The organism is Nostoc sp. (assembly GCF_036917775.1).
Lineage (GTDB): Bacteria > Cyanobacteriota > Cyanobacteriia > Cyanobacteriales > Nostocaceae > Nostoc.
The window spans coordinates 1-14,653 of the sequence record NZ_JBALEQ010000009.1; the positions used below are offsets into that span (position 1 = coordinate 1).

16 protein-coding genes are annotated in these 14,653 nt (G+C 41.3%); 9 read left to right on the forward strand and 7 right to left on the reverse strand.

The annotated features are described in order from the left end of the window. Positions 1 to 93: 93 nt before the first annotated feature. The 4 genes from V7K69_RS00970 to V7K69_RS00985 form a co-directional block, all read right to left on the reverse strand. On the reverse strand, positions 94 to 651 hold the full coding sequence (locus V7K69_RS00970; RefSeq protein ID WP_335030671.1) for a peroxiredoxin: 558 nt from the start codon (positions 649 to 651) through the stop codon (positions 94 to 96). Positions 652 to 708: 57 nt separating this feature from the next. Continuing rightward, entirely contained in the window at positions 709 to 951 is a 243-nt protein-coding gene (gene sipA, locus V7K69_RS00975) for a regulatory protein SipA (protein ID WP_335030710.1), read from the reverse strand. 221 nt (positions 952 to 1,172) lie between these two features. Further along, positions 1,173 to 1,694 carry a Coq4 family protein gene (locus tag V7K69_RS00980; protein WP_335030672.1) on the reverse strand — a complete coding sequence of 174 codons (522 nt, stop codon included), beginning with the start codon at positions 1,692 to 1,694 and terminating at the stop codon, positions 1,173 to 1,175. A 63-nt stretch (positions 1,695 to 1,757) separates the two neighbouring features. Beyond that, entirely contained in the window at positions 1,758 to 2,276 is a 519-nt protein-coding gene (locus tag V7K69_RS00985; protein ID WP_335030673.1) for a Spy/CpxP family protein refolding chaperone, read from the reverse strand. Between the two features lie 390 nt (positions 2,277 to 2,666). Here V7K69_RS00985 and V7K69_RS00990 point away from each other — a divergent pair, with 390 nt between their 5' ends. Then, complete coding sequence (locus V7K69_RS00990) at positions 2,667 to 3,932, forward strand: sensor histidine kinase (RefSeq protein ID WP_335030674.1); 1,266 nt, start codon at positions 2,667 to 2,669, stop codon at positions 3,930 to 3,932. Then, complete coding sequence (locus V7K69_RS00995; RefSeq protein ID WP_334808525.1) at positions 3,932 to 4,585, forward strand: response regulator transcription factor; 654 nt, start codon at positions 3,932 to 3,934, stop codon at positions 4,583 to 4,585. Before V7K69_RS00990 ends, V7K69_RS00995 begins: the two co-directional genes overlap by 1 nt. 169 nt (positions 4,586 to 4,754) lie before the next feature. Here V7K69_RS00995 and V7K69_RS01000 read toward each other — a convergent pair whose 3' ends face one another. Next, complete coding sequence (locus V7K69_RS01000; protein ID WP_335030675.1) at positions 4,755 to 6,071, reverse strand: hypothetical protein; 1,317 nt, start codon at positions 6,069 to 6,071, stop codon at positions 4,755 to 4,757. A gap of 38 nt (positions 6,072 to 6,109) precedes the next feature. After that, positions 6,110 to 7,183, reverse strand: a complete 1,074-nt coding sequence (gene murG / locus V7K69_RS01005) for an undecaprenyldiphospho-muramoylpentapeptide beta-N-acetylglucosaminyltransferase (RefSeq protein WP_335030676.1) — start codon at positions 7,181 to 7,183, stop codon at positions 6,110 to 6,112. Positions 7,184 to 7,267: 84 nt separating this feature from the next. On the opposite strand from murG, the gene V7K69_RS01010 reads away from it, so the two are divergent. The 4 genes from V7K69_RS01010 (at position 7,268) to V7K69_RS01025 (ending at position 9,905) form a co-directional block, all read left to right on the forward strand. Next, positions 7,268 to 8,107: a nuclear transport factor 2 family protein gene (locus V7K69_RS01010; RefSeq protein WP_335030677.1), complete on the forward strand. Its 840-nt coding sequence runs from the start codon at positions 7,268 to 7,270 to the stop codon at positions 8,105 to 8,107. A 244-nt stretch (positions 8,108 to 8,351) separates the two neighbouring features. Continuing rightward, positions 8,352 to 8,621: a hypothetical protein gene (locus V7K69_RS01015; RefSeq protein ID WP_335030678.1), complete on the forward strand. Its 270-nt coding sequence runs from the start codon at positions 8,352 to 8,354 to the stop codon at positions 8,619 to 8,621. Next, positions 8,614 to 8,991: a retroviral-like aspartic protease gene (locus V7K69_RS01020; RefSeq protein ID WP_335030679.1), complete on the forward strand. Its 378-nt coding sequence runs from the start codon at positions 8,614 to 8,616 to the stop codon at positions 8,989 to 8,991. Before V7K69_RS01015 ends, V7K69_RS01020 begins: the two co-directional genes overlap by 8 nt. A gap of 140 nt (positions 8,992 to 9,131) precedes the next feature. Then, complete coding sequence (locus V7K69_RS01025) at positions 9,132 to 9,905, forward strand: SDR family oxidoreductase (RefSeq protein ID WP_335030680.1); 774 nt, start codon at positions 9,132 to 9,134, stop codon at positions 9,903 to 9,905. Positions 9,906 to 9,946: 41 nt separating this feature from the next. On the opposite strand, the gene V7K69_RS01030 is transcribed toward V7K69_RS01025, so the two are convergent. After that, the gene (locus V7K69_RS01030; protein WP_335030681.1) at positions 9,947 to 11,893 is read right to left on the reverse strand and encodes an amino acid transporter; all 1,947 of its coding nucleotides are present in this window, start codon (positions 11,891 to 11,893) and stop codon (positions 9,947 to 9,949) included. Positions 11,894 to 12,214: 321 nt separating this feature from the next. On the opposite strand from V7K69_RS01030, the gene V7K69_RS01035 reads away from it, so the two are divergent. The 3 genes from V7K69_RS01035 (at position 12,215) to V7K69_RS01045 (ending at position 14,569) form a co-directional block, all read left to right on the forward strand. After that, on the forward strand, positions 12,215 to 12,565 hold the full coding sequence (locus tag V7K69_RS01035; protein WP_012408957.1) for a histidine triad nucleotide-binding protein: 351 nt from the start codon (positions 12,215 to 12,217) through the stop codon (positions 12,563 to 12,565). 557 nt (positions 12,566 to 13,122) lie between these two features. After that, positions 13,123 to 13,632, forward strand: a complete 510-nt coding sequence (locus V7K69_RS01040; protein ID WP_335030682.1) for a hypothetical protein — start codon at positions 13,123 to 13,125, stop codon at positions 13,630 to 13,632. A 49-nt stretch (positions 13,633 to 13,681) separates the two neighbouring features. Further along, complete coding sequence (locus V7K69_RS01045; RefSeq protein WP_335030683.1) at positions 13,682 to 14,569, forward strand: hypothetical protein; 888 nt, start codon at positions 13,682 to 13,684, stop codon at positions 14,567 to 14,569. The last annotated feature ends 84 nt before the right edge of the window (positions 14,570 to 14,653 follow it).

Genomic DNA, 14,653 nt, shown 5'->3' on the forward strand with positions numbered 1-14,653 from the left:
TACTCATACCACTCTCTCGGTGCTGTTTACTATCTATTCACAGCCTATACTGAGAGAGCTTTTTTACAACATCCCCGACTTTTCAAACAACCTCTAAGAAGCTGTAGACTGTAACTTTTCTAATCGTGCCAGCACTTCTGAACTATGAACAGTTGGGTTGACTTTGACAAAAGTCTCGCGCAAGACACCTTGAGGATCAATGATAAAACTATGGCGCATCGATAAGGAGCCGAGCCACGAACCGTAAGCTTTACTCACTGAACCATCAGTGTCAGCTAAAAGCGGGAATTTTAATCCCTCAGAATCACAAAATTTGGCGTGAGAATCAATATCATCAGCGCTTACGCCAATAATCTGGGTATTTTTTTCGAGGTATTGGGGTAAGTCTTGCTGAAAACGGCGAGCCTCTATAGTACAACCAGAGGTGAAGTCTTTAGGATAAAAGTAGAGGACTAGCCACTTACCACGCAAATCAGAGAGGGAAATTTTGCCATCACCTGTGTTAGTTGGCAAAGTAAACTCTGGTGCGGGTTGATTAATTGCGGGAAGTTTACCACCAAGGGCAGCAGCAGCAGGTATAAAGTTCAGCCAGCTGATGAAAGAAATACAGCTGGCAAATAATATGTTTAAAAAAGTGCGGCGGGAAATCATGGTGCAAACCAGAATCACAACTTTACACAAGTTTACAATTCTTAGTTACTCCAAATATCACTTAGAGTCAGATTCGGTAGGTTTATCTATGCTTTCGATGTATTGGCTATCTAAGAGAAAAGCTCCCCTGGTGAAGCGAATACCCCAATATCCACCGGGACGGCGGTCAAGGACTATACCTTCTTCGCCAATGTGAATAACATCAGGGGGGCGCAGCATGGGCATAGGTTCAGCAGTTTTGACGAAGGGTGGTAGTGCCACAACACGGACTTTACTACCAATTGCAAATTCTTGAGACATCTTAATCAAGCGAGGAGTTTTGATTAACTCATAACTCATAACTATCTTGAAAGTCTAGTAAATCGGGCATCTGTCTTAGGGGCAATTCATGAATTACCCCTACGATGTGGTTCTTTAAATTACCTATGTTTAGGCTTTCCTGTCAATGCGTAAGTATTAAAATAGGGAAAGGGAAAGGGGATGAAGTTTTTCCCCTTTCCGCATCTTCTGCAAGAAGCTTGTTAATTTTTGACTATGGAAAATAAGGACTGAACATTAGTCAACGGTAAGTGCCATAGTAATTCTGGTTGCCAAGTATCTGGGTTAAATTGAGAATTACAACCGCGTTGGTACGCTTGCCAGAGTCTGGCCCAGCTAAATTGTTGTCGAGAACTTAGGTTTTTATGGATGACTCGCAGCAATCCTAATCCCAGCATCAAATTAGTAATACTAAATTTTGTTCCTAATAAAAATGCCTGTACTTCTGCTTCACCAATTAAGTCAGCACCATAGCCTGTAAGGACGTGAATCCCATCATGTAGTTGTTTACGACGGCTACCGGTGGTAAAGGGCTGGAAATTGTGTTCATTGAGGAAATCTGCCCAAGTTCTGCCAAAAGTGTCAGTAGGAAGGAAACGTAATTTTTCTATTGCTACAATTTGGGGAACATCTCGCCCTTGTGCTACAGCAATGCGATCAATTAAATCTAAAACCTGTTGCAGGTGAGGAACGGGATTTGGGGAAGCGACCAATGGTTGCATCATAATTTATTTTGGATGAGATGGGCAATGTTGCCCATCTCAAAATTATTATTTTTTAAAAGATTATTATTGAGGATTGCCTTGTTGACGACGCGAAGGAGCGTTTTGACGATATTGCTCTATTTTTTGGCGCTGTTCAGGGGTTAAGATTGCTTGAATCTGTTGTTTCTCAGATTCCCGAATTTGTCGCATTTGGGTTTTCTGTGCTTCAGTCAGATTTAAGTCAGCATAACCACCCTTTCCTCGACGTTGACCTGGTTGGCGTTGACCTTGACCTGTTTGACCCTGAGCTTTACGCGCTTGCCACTCAGCCCGACGCGCTTGTTTAGCTGCTTCTAATTTTGCCTTTTGTTCTGGGGTCAAAACTGCTTCAAATTTGGCCCGGCTATCGCGGCGAATTGCCTGAATTTGGGTTTTTTGGGTATCTGTCAAACCCAAGTCTTTCCAAGGGCCTCTTTCTTTTTGTGTAGTTTGTGCCAGTAACACGGGTGAAGGAGAGGCTGTTTGGGCATTAACAGCGAAGGAGGTTGCAGTTAAAGTTAGAGCGATCGCTCCAGCGACTAGCGATAATGCTTTGAGTTTCATTTCTTGTAGGTTTTTCCTGGTTGGTTGTCACCATCATAAGAACTTATCTTTACTAGTTACATGAGGAGAAAGTCATGGTTCTACCCATGACTTTAGTCATGATTGAATTTTGACAAATTTGATTAACAATAAATAGTTAGGTGGTGGGAGTATTTGCGAGGAGTTGGGAGTTATATATGAAATAATGAACATTTTTATAATAATTGATTTGTAAATCCTTCTTTAGCTTTGTTGCATATTTTGGTATAGTCCGTATTTCCTATTAATTATTCACTTAGCTAAAAGCTTAAATTGTGGAATATATCACTCAAATATTCAAAACTTTATAATTCTGGATTTTTAATTTATACTCCAAAATTTTAACTAATTTATAACTTGAGCAAAACAACAATGAATCATACAATTCAAATTAAAAAACATCCTTTTCCATCTCTGCTTTATCTAGAATGGACACTACTGGCAATTACTGCATTAATAGCATTTATACCACCTCCGTTACGGCGATTTCGTCCCAAGCTTCCAGAACTAACAATTTGTGGTTTATTTCCAGACTTATCAATTTGCAATTTTTTACCAGAACTATCAATTTATAGCTTAATTATTTTTGCTTTAATGGGTTTAAGATTACCCAAAAGCAATCAGACATCTAAGATAATATACACAGGCATTGAAATTTTATTGATTTTAATAACTGGACTTTTTGGTGAAAGATTTGCTCGCCTTTTCCCTTTTCTTTACATAATTTTAGTTACTCGGAGTTGCCTAATATTTCAGTTAAATGGACGTTTATTCGTTACAAGTTTGTCATTCGCATTATTTTTAGTTACTATCCAACTAAAATATCAGTTATTCAATTTTCAAGCATCGCCACAGGCACAAGAGCGATATCGATTTTTAATTTTGAACTCGTCGCTGGTATTTGGTTTAAGTTTGGTTTTTGTGTTGTTGATGATGAATGCAGTATTGTCTGAACGTCAAAGTCGAGAAAAGCTAGCGATCGCCAATGAAAAACTCCGCGAATATGCGACGCGGATTGAAAATCAAGCTACCTTAGAAGAACGTAACCGCATTGCTCGGGAAATTCATGATTCATTAGGACATTCTCTGACTGCTTTAAATCTTCAATTGGAAACTGCTTTAAAACTATGGCAATCTAACCCAGGTAAGGCTGAGACATTTCTAGCAACAGCAAAGGAATTAGGTTCAAAAGCATTAAAAGATGTCCGCCAATCTGTTTCTACTATGCGTTCTAATCCTTTACAAGAGCAATCTTTAGAACGTGCGATCGCTAGCCTTGCAGAAAATTTTCATCGCTCCAATGGCATTTTACCAATTTATCAAATTAACCTCGAATATCCTCTACCACCTGAAATCAACACTGCTATTTACCGGATTACTCAAGAATCTTTGACAAATATAACTAAATATGCTTATGCAACCGAGGTTAAACTGGAACTCGCTACAGCAAGAGGAAATTTGCGATTGATAATTCAGGATAACGGTAGAGGTTTTGATTTAGGGCAAAATACTACTGGTTTTGGACTTCATAGTATGCGCGATCGCACTTTAGCATTAGGGGGTGACTTTAATATTAATAGCACTCCTGGTTCTGGTTGCAAAATTACAGTTAATATTCCCTTAATGAGGTTGAGATGATGATTAAAGTATTGTTAGTAGATGACCAAGGTTTAATTCGTCAAGGATTAAGAGCGTTATTAGAATTAGAACCAGATTTAGAGATAGTGGGAGAAGCAGAAAATGGTGAACAGGCGATTAATTTGGTTGCTGAATTTCAACCAGATGTAGTATTGCTAGATATCAGAATGCCTATTATGGATGGAGTTGCAGCGACGAAAGAAATTCAAAAACGTTTTCCCACAACTAAAATTTTAGTACTGACGACTTTTGATGATGATGAATATGTATCAGCAGCATTGCAAAATGGGGCAATGGGTTATTTATTAAAAGATACGCCTTCAGAAGAATTAGCTGTTGCGATTCGGGCTGTTTATAAAGGATATACTCAATTAGGCCCAGGTATAGTTAAAAAGCTGTTAACTCAGTTTTCTAATGGTACACCAATCCATTCAACACCTGTACCATCTACTTTAACTGAACTTACTCCTAGAGAAAAAGAGGTTTTGCGGTTAATTGCTACAGGCGCTAGTAATCGAGAAATTGCTCAAGAACTCTATATTTCTGAGGGAACGGTAAAAAATCATGTGACAAATATTTTAAACACGTTAAATCTGCGCGATCGCACTCAAGCTGCGATTTGGGCAAATACATATTTATCCTATTTGAATTAGCAAACTTAAATAATTCGTAATTTTAGCCTTTAAATTAATTATAGTAGCGGTATCAATACGGTTCGGTTAAGGCAAGAGACGCGATAAATCGCCTTGTAGAGACGGCAATTTATCGCGTCTTTGTGATCTAGGGCGATCGCTACTGGATAATCTGTTGTTTGGAATTCCCTTACTTTTTAACTAAAAAATATGCTGTAGCATAGTCAGGCAATTGGCTGATTTTCTGACCAAATTCTTTTTTATTATTAAATATACCTGCCAAAAAATCTAGCTGATAAAGATTGGGTAAAAAGGCTCCACCTGTATCGGCAATTACTCCCATTCGCAGATGTTTGCGACCACCTTGAGTATGTTCAATCACAACCACTTTACCTAAACCAATATTCAAAACATCTCCAGCAAAAGTAACTCCGGGTTTGATAGAAATTTTTGCATCTATTTTATATCCATAGCCTTTAATCGCATCAACTTCTCTAAAATACCAATAACGTTTTTGTGCTGTTGCTTTCAATCCGCGAATATAAGACATTCCATTATTTCTATCTACATTAAAAAATGCCTTATAACCATCTGTAAAATTAATTAATATTGTTCCTTCCATAATTGCTTCTTCTAAACCATTTCTGGTTAGATAAGCGAGACTGGTAACTTTTCCAAATTCTTTACCGCCTGGTTCATAAATACCTGACAACACATCCTGCTTGGTGTATTTTGTATAAAATTTGTCGTTATTAGCGTTGTCTTTTAAGCTATAGATTGGTGTATTAAAAGTAGAGGTTTTCTTCCGTGAACCGGGATGAGTAAAGACAGCATATTTGGTTATTCGTAATTGTTTTTGCTGTTTATTCTTGGGGTTATAGGGAGACCACTTAATAACTCGAAAATTGGTATTGATAAAGTTAGGATCTTGCAAACGAGTAGCTCGGTTATTAGCAATATCCTCCTTTAAGACAGCAATCATGAAATTTAAAGTGTTGAGAACATCTGGTATAGTTACTCCTTGAGTCGCAAGCATTCCTGTACGGAGAATATCTGGATCTTCTGAAGAGTAATCTTGAAAATATTTTCTAGTATTAACGAGAACAGTTAATAAATCTCCTTGATTGAAGTTAACCTTACTACTTGGCAGTTTTCCTGGGCTAACAACTTGGCTACTATTAATACTAAATTTATATTTTTTGAACTCATCGACAACTGGATAGGGTGCAGATGCAGCTAGCAAATTTTGCTGAGATAAAAAAGCGTTTTGCTTATCGATAACTTCATTAGATACTTGTTGAGCAACAAAAGGATTTTGAAAATTTGCAGTGAGGGAAATCTGTGATGGAAGTGAGGCAGAATTTTCTTGCTGAGTAAAGGGCTGATTTTGTTGGGCTAGCTGTTTATTTTTTGACTGAGTATATAGATGGCTACTAGCTAAACTGACAAATAATAAGGCAGCACAACCGACTGTGAAGCGAAATTTTTGGCTGGATAAGATATTCATAACTTGGAAAATAAATTTCTAATAGTAAATAATCAACGTTATGTTTCTACCACCTCACGCACTAATTGCGCCAATTTCTCGGCACTATCGGGAACTGCGATCGCATGAGCGTTTTCCCCCATCTTTGCTAACTCTTGCGGTGACTGCAACAAATTCAACACATTACTTTGCAATACTTGCGCCGTCAACTCCGATTGTTTCAGTGTTAACGCCGCACCAGCTTTGGTAAATACGTCTGCATTGTAAGATTGATGGTCTTCTGCGGCAAAGGGGTAGGGAATCAAAATTGCTGGTGTTCCACACACCGCTAATTCTGTCAAGCTACCGGCACCAGAACGACTAATGGCAAGAGTTGCTCGTTGCAACAACGCCGCCATGTTGTTGTAAAAAGGTAAGGCTATATACTGTGGATGTTTGAGACTATCTGCTTCGGGATCGCGATCGCCAGTTAAATGTACTACATAAGCACCAGCACCAAACCAAGCCTTTGCAGATTCGCGCACCAACTTATTAACCGCAACTGCACCTTGGCTACCACCAAAGACAACAATTAAGGGAACACCATCAGGAATGGCTAAATCCAGGGGTGAATGAATTGCTCCATCAAGAAATTGCGCTCTTACAGGAGTACCAACACAGACATTTTTGGCACGAGGTAAATACTTAGCAGCTACTTCAAATCCCAAGGCTACCGCACTACACCAAGGGCCAAAAAAGCGAGTTACTTTACCTGGTAAGGCGTTAGATTCGTGGAAAACCACGGGTAAACCGAGAGAACGTGCCGCAATGACGGCTGGCCCGGCAATATAACCCCCAGTAGTAAACACTCCTTGAAAATTTCCCTGTTTGAGAATTCGTCTGACTTCTATAATCGAACCAGCGAGTTTAGCCAAAATGCGAATCGAGGAGAGTCCAAACCCTTGCTGAAACCCTTCAACTGCAATAGTATTCAAGGGATACTCTTTAGGGACAAGTTGAGTTTCTAGCCGATTGGGTACTCCCAGCCATTCGATTTGATAATCTGGAAGTTTTTCTGCCAGTGCGATCGCTGGAAACAAGTGTCCACCAGTCCCACTGGCAGCTATTAATAATCGTATCGGTGCGTTTGCCATCAAACCTCTACCGTTTAGCGTCTAGCTTAACTAAGATAAAACAATTTCCTGACTTTCTCTCATCAAATCAGTAAACTCTTGCCAATGACTAAAATTATTACTGCTTTTACAAAACGCCAACTCAAATTTCCAGCCAGTATTTGGCTGGTTTCGTTCCTGCTAACCCTTGGTTTAACAAGTGGTTGGCAACGCACTCAAGCGACGACACCACAGCAATTAGCCCAAACTGGTACAGTTCAAAATGCACCAACCGATTTAAAAAACCTGTTGACACAAGTCGATGCAGCTGCCAGCAAGGGTGATGTCAAAGGGGTGTTGCAATTCTACAGCCCCTCTTTCACTCATGGGGATGGATTAAACATCCAAACTCTAGAAAAGTCTTTAGTTTCACTTTGGCAACGATATCCTAAATTACAATACAGTACCAAACTGCTATCTTCAAAATCGGAAGGCAATGGGATTATTGCCGAAACAGAGACGAAAATAACTGGCTTACCCTCTGGTAGTGGGAATAATTTGGCTCTCGATGCCACGATTAAATCGCGTCAGCGCATTGAAAGCGGTAAAATCGTCCGCCAAGATATTTTGGCAGAACGCACCCTACTTACCTCTGGCAGCAAGCCACCCAAAATTGATATTAAATTACCACAACAGGTACAAGTTGGTCAGAAATATAATTTTGATGCGATCGTCCAAGAGCCACTTGGCGATGATTTTCTCCTAGGAACGGCGCTAGAAGAAACCATCCAACCAGAGAAATTTCTCAACCCCACATCTGTGGATTTACAATTACTGACATCCGGTGGACTGTTTAAAACGGGACAAGCACCATCCACCCCTGGTAGTCAATGGGTTTCTGCTGTCATCCTGCGAGGTAATGGAATGACGATGGTAACTCAGCGTCTACAAGTGGTGAAGAAATAGGTAAGAGTTAGTGCGCTACGCTACCGCTAGCGTACTAAAAATCTGGATGGTCGTTACCTTTAATTTATGACATTTGCTTGAGATAATCTGGAGTTATAAATAAGTTGGTAGAAATAAGCCAAATTATGTTATGAAACGTAAACAGGCTTAAAATCCTTACTAATGACAAAGGGCAAATGACAGCCCTTGCCAGTTAGCTTTTATTGCGCCAACCTACTTATTAAAGCCTTTCACAAGTAGCGATATGTCTCTAAATGAACTGCTACCTACTGTTGATCAATTATCACACCAAGACAAATTACGCCTCATTCATTTTCTGCTGCTAGCAGTAGCGAAAGAAGAGGGTTGTAATCTAGAGTCTACAGAGTCTACAAATATTATAAATCCAGAATATTTACTGCTCAAAGAACTGGCATCAACGGTCGCGGTTGTATGGTCTCCCCACGAGGCGTATGAAGCTAGCCAAACATTATCAAACCTTCTTGAGGCAGCGAGAAAAGAGGGCGATGCTTGAGGGTAAGAGATTTCCTTTCATCGAGCGAAGCAATAGCCTTGGTCTTTCTAGCACCATACCGTACCTCCCACTGACGTTAACCTACAAAACCTGCTCTGTGGAAGTTATGGCTTTGCTAGATACAGGTGCAAGCGTCAATGTTTTGCCTTACAAAGTCGGTCTGCAACTGGGAGCAGCCTGGGAAGAACAGACAGTCCCAGTCCAGTTAAGCGGAAATCTGGCTTGTCTGGAAGCACGCGGCTTAGTTCTATCAGCTACAGTTGCTGAATTCTCACCCGTCCTTCTGGCGTTTGCATGGACAGAATCAAGAGAAGCTCCTTTGATTCTCGGACAGATGAATTTCTTTGCAGAGTTTGATGTGTGTTTTTAGCGCTTCGATTTAGCTTTCGAGTTACGTCCAAGAAAAAAATAAATATTAATAGCTGAGAAAATATGTTTGTACTCAGTAACTTGCTAAATTGCTAAACTTTGTATTTAAATTAACACTGGACTCTTGACTTTTGACTAACAATGACTTCCCTACAAAATCAAATCATTTTGATCACTGGTGCAAGTAGTGGTATTGGTACTGCTTGTGCGAGAATCTTCGCTGGTGCGGGTGCAAAACTAATCCTAGCGGCACGACGGTTAGAGCGTTTGCAGCAACAAGCAGATGCTCTCGTTAAAGAATTTGGTACTGAAATTCATTTATTACAGTTAGATGTGCGCGATCGCAACGCTGTCGAAGAAGCCATTTCTACTCTACCGCCTGCCTGGTCTGAAATCGACATTCTGATTAACAATGCTGGTCTAAGTCGTGGTTTAGACAAGTTGCATGAAGGCAGCTTTCAAGACTGGGAAGACATGATTGATACTAACGTTAAAGGTTTACTTTATGTTTCCCGTTATGTTGTTCCGGGAATGGTGAGTCGCGATCGCGGCCATGTGGTAAATTTAGGTTCCATTGCGGGACATCAAACCTATCCCGGTGGCAATGTCTACTGTGCTACCAAAGCTGCTGTGAGAGCAATTTCTGAAGGTTTGAAACAAGACTTGTTGGGAACACGGGTACGTGTAACTTCTGTTGACCCTGGTATGGTGGAAACAGAATTTAGCGAGGTGCGGTTTCACGGGAATACTGAACGCGCTAAAACAGTCTACCAGGGAGTTACCCCACTGACAGCAGATGATGTAGCTGATGTGATATTTTTCTGTGTGACGCGATCGCCCCATGTCAATATTAACGAAGTTGTGCTGATGCCTGTTGACCAAGCTAGCGCTACGTTAGTTAACCGGCGAACATAGGAAATAATCTACTTCCTTCTTCAATCATTCAAGATACTGACTCAACCCCCAACATGAACGCCAGGTCGCTTCTGGGGATTCTTTTCAGCCCGCCGGAGTACTTCACGGGTGACTACAGCAATATCACCCTCTCCAAACAAGATAAAACGCAGTAAGTATTGTATGGGATTGCCCTCAACCCAACCGAAGTAGGCATGGGGAATCTTACCTGTTTGGTCACGAATATACAGCAGTAAAGCCGCGATCGCATTAGGGACTGCTGCACTCTCAGCCCGCAAGATCCGATAATCACCAACTTGCACGCCTCTTACTTTGATGATATCTGCAAATTCTGAAGCATCTGATACCTGAATCTCTAGAAAAAGGATTGGATCGTTGGGTGGAATATGGTTATCCTCGCGTACCTCTTTCTCTTTCATAAAATACTCTAGGACATCACCCTTATTCAACCGATTTGCAATCAGTCGGATTGCTCCTTGGCTTTCTTCAGCAAGGAATTGGGCAGCAAGTTCGTCAACTTCGATCCGCTCTGCTCGTAGTTCCGTCGAACGCCAAACACGAGAAACCAGTGAGGTAAAAATGATTGCACCGATGAAAAACCCAGCAATCCTAATCCCCTCTGGCCTTTCGATGATGTTAACAATAGTGGTATATAAAAATAACAGTGTAATAATGGCAAAAACCAGTTTTGCCCGCTTCTCTCTGTGACGGTGGGCTGATAAGGTGACGGCAAAGGCCGCTGAGGTAATCAATACAAGCACACCAGTTGCATAAGCCCCACCTTGGGCTTCCACATTTGCCCTGAAGATAATTGTGACAACAAATGCGATCGCTGTGTAGACTAACACCAAAGGTCGCGTTACCCGTGCCCAATTGGGAGCCATGCCATAACGTGGTAGGTAGCGAGGCACAATATTCAGCAGACCCGCCATTGCAGATGCACCTGCAAACCACAAAATAGAAATAGTACTTAGATCGTAAATCGTGCCAAAGACGTTGCCTAAGTACAAATGTGCTAAATAAGCAAGAGCCCGTCCGTTAGCTTTGCCCCCAGATGCAAATTCTGCGACTGGAATCAGTAGAGTGGTTATAAAACTGGTGGTGAGCAAAAAGAAGCTCATAATCAGAGCAGCACTGGTGAGCAGCTTGCGTGTATTCCGAATTCGCCCTTTGGAATATTTGAGAGTGTCACTGCTGTTACCTTTGACAAGTGGCATCACGGTTACGCCAGTCTCAAAGCCTGATAATCCCAGTGCTAGCTTGGGAAATATCAAAAGAGCTATACCGATTAAGATCAAAGGATTGGAATGGCGGGCAAAAAGTGCAGTCTGCCAGTTAGCGATCGCTCCTGGGTGAGTTAAAATCTGGAACACACCGACGCTAACGACAATGAAGTTTAACAGCAGATAAACTGCCACCAAAACTACTGCAATCCCAATCGCTTCTCGGAAACCTCTCAAGAAAACTGCGCCTAGTAATGCAACTAATATTAGGGTAATTGCGATCGTCTGACCGTGAAACCAATGTGGGGTAAGGGGATTTTCGATGATATGCGCTGTAGCATCAGCAGCCGACAGCGTAATGGTAATAATAAAGTCGGTTGCCACAAAGCCGAGTAAACATAACACAAGTAATTTGCCTTGCCACCAAGGTAGCAAACGCTCTAACATTGCGATCGACCCTTCACCATGAGGACTTTCGGCAGCAATCCGCCGATAGATTGGCAATGCTCCAAAGAGCGTCAGCAAAACTAGAATCAGGGTAGCGATAGGAGAAAGAGCGCCAGCCGCCAGTGCTGCAATCCCAGGTTGATAGCCAAGGGTGGAGAAATAATCTACACCAGTCAAGCACATTACCTGCCACCAAGGATGCTGGCGATGTGCTTCTTCCTTGCGGTAAGGCCCTTCTTTCTCTCGTCGATCTTCTTCAAGCAACCAGAGGATTAACTGACTGCCGAGCCGTTTTGTTGAAACAATTGATTTACTCATCTATGGTTGTTTTGCAAAAGTCCGGCTTTGTGATTTTTAAGCCTTCGTGGTTTATTAAAATTTTTAACTACAAATATATAGCACTATTATTGTAGGTTAAGCATCCTGTCCGATTTACAAAATATATAAGTTGTCTAGCGGATGAAGATCGAGTTTAGCTTCCGGTATTGGGAAAAATTAATATCGTATGCGGACATTTTGGAATTAAAGTTTTCGTACCCTTAGCATTTTTGATCTGCATCAGTTCTAAAAAAGGGTGCTGGATGATCTAGAAACTACAGTAAACCTTTAAAATCTCTAGCAGATGATTAGGTAGATGGTATGAGTGAAACTACAGAAACGATTTTCAGCAAAATCATTCGTCGGGAAATTCCCGTTGATATTGTTTATGAGGATAATTTAGCCCTGGCCTTCAAAGACATTCACCCCCAAGCGCCTGTTCACATTCTCGTCATTCCTAAAAAACCCATTCCCACACTAGCTGATGCTGAATCTCAGGATCATGCTCTATTGGGGCATCTTTTATTAACGGCCAAACGTGTTGCAGAAGAAGCTGGGCTGAAAAACGGTTATCGAGTTGTCATCAATACTGGTGATGATGGTGGTCAGACTGTCTATCACTTACATTTGCATATTTTGGGAGGACGGCAATTAGACTGGCCCCCTGGTTGATCAAACCTGAATGCTTAGGGACTTCCAAATAAAACAATATTCCAAAACTAACGCAAATAATTCTCTCTATCTCTTCTCCCTCTGTGTCGCGCCAGTTGCTACCCTGCGGGAACGCTAAGAGCGAACAAGTCGGGGAACCCACCCACGGCGCTGTCTCCCCAACGCACTGGCTTCTCTGTGTCTCTGCGGTAGCCTGCGGCAAGCCGATGCAGCGTCTACGTTTATTTGGATAATTTATTTCTTGGAAGTCCTTTATCCATAAATCAAAGACACTCTCCTAAAAGAACTACGGTGTATACACAAATCTTTTAGAGTTGTCCCACAACAACGTTAGATCCTTCCTAATACCCTTTAATAAAGTGGGGATTTAGGAGGGAAGATCTAACGTTGTTGTGTATCTCGGTGTACACCGTAGCTTAAAAGGGGACATTTTGGCGTTGAGTTTATTAGGATGTTAAGCACTTCAGCAATAATTATTAAAAAGTAAATTTTAAGAGTAATAATTGCTAGCAGCGCAGATAATTGCCTCAAAGTTCAAGTATAAGGAGAAGCCAAGAATGATTTTACATCGTGGGCGTAGGGTGGTAGCTGCTTTATTGCTGTCAGTGGTACTACTGACAACAGCCTGTAGCCCTAAAGCACCTGGACGTTTTGACCAGGCGCAAAAAGAAAGCACTCAACAAAAACGCGGTCAAGCCGTGGCTAAGAATGCAACTCAGGGTAGCGAGTTTAATAAACTTTTCCCTAGTGCAGGTGATGGCTACCAACGTGTCTTTACCCAAGAGAAAAAAGGCTTTGCAGAAGCGAAGTTGAAAAAAGGTGGTAAAGATTTAGCATTGCTGTCTATTTCTGATACTACCAGCACACCTAGTACAGCAGCAAAGTTCTCGAAAAGCACCAAGAAAATTGGCGGTTATCCCGCAGTAGAAGTTGGTAAAACGCAAACTGCAATTTTGGTAGGTAAGTACCAAGTAAAAGCACTTTCCCGCGATTCGTCATTTACAGCTAGCGATCGCGCAGATTGGCTAGAGAAGTTTAATCTTAATGGTCTGGCTAAACTGCAATAAGCCGGATTACCAAGATTGAAGATAACAAAACCTAAGTAAGGAGATTTTTGTGAGCAAATCGATTGTTGATTTAGTTGATCAATTACCAACCGGTGGTTTGACTATTTCTATGTTAAAGTCCCTCGATTTTGTTGCTCCTGGAGAGTGGCAAAATCTCGTCGGCTTTGTCAACACCATTAAGACCGTCACTGGCGAAGACGACGAAGATTTAATTCAACAAATTGGTGAAAGAGCGATTTATCTATTCAATGACAAATCCCAAGGATACCAAACAGCTTTGTGGTTATATCAAACCGTTGATGGTACAGATAAAGCCCTTGGTGCAGCCGCTTTAGCTAACAAAGTTGGTGAAAAAATTCCTTTATTGGGTTTTTTAAACTCTGTCACTCCCAAACCAGACAAAGCCCAAACCATCGATTTGACATTAAAGTTAGTGGCTGAGTTGGTAGCTTTCTGTCAAATTAACGGCATTCCTGGAGACAGCATTGGTGATTTTGTCGCCTCTTTAGGTGAGTATAGTGGTGAGTCACTCATTCGTATGGTGGCATTAGTTTGTGTTGATGGTTTGATACCTCTAGGCCCAGACTTCATCAGCAAAGCCATATCTGGGATTAATCAAACAAGTCCCAATGAGTTAGAACAGAACTCGACTTTCCAAAATATCAAAGATGTGATTCCAGGCAACAATGCTGGTAGTAAACTCAACTTTATCGGCGAAAGTTTTGACTCAGTTAAAGGTTGGATGAGTGGTATTGTCAGTGCGAATAATTTAACGCCACACAAGGTAGTTAGCAACTTACACAGTTTTGTCGATATTGCAGATGATAAGTTAGACTACCTGGCTGCATTCTTGGATGTATCTACAAATTATTATGAACACACTGGCACACAAACTTTAGCACGTCGCTTGATTGAACGGGCAGTGGCTGAGATTTAGGTTGATGGGGACTGGTGGGGAATAGGAAGGGGGCAGGGGAGGCAGGGGGAGAATTCGTAACTCCTAACTCTTCACGGGCTAAAC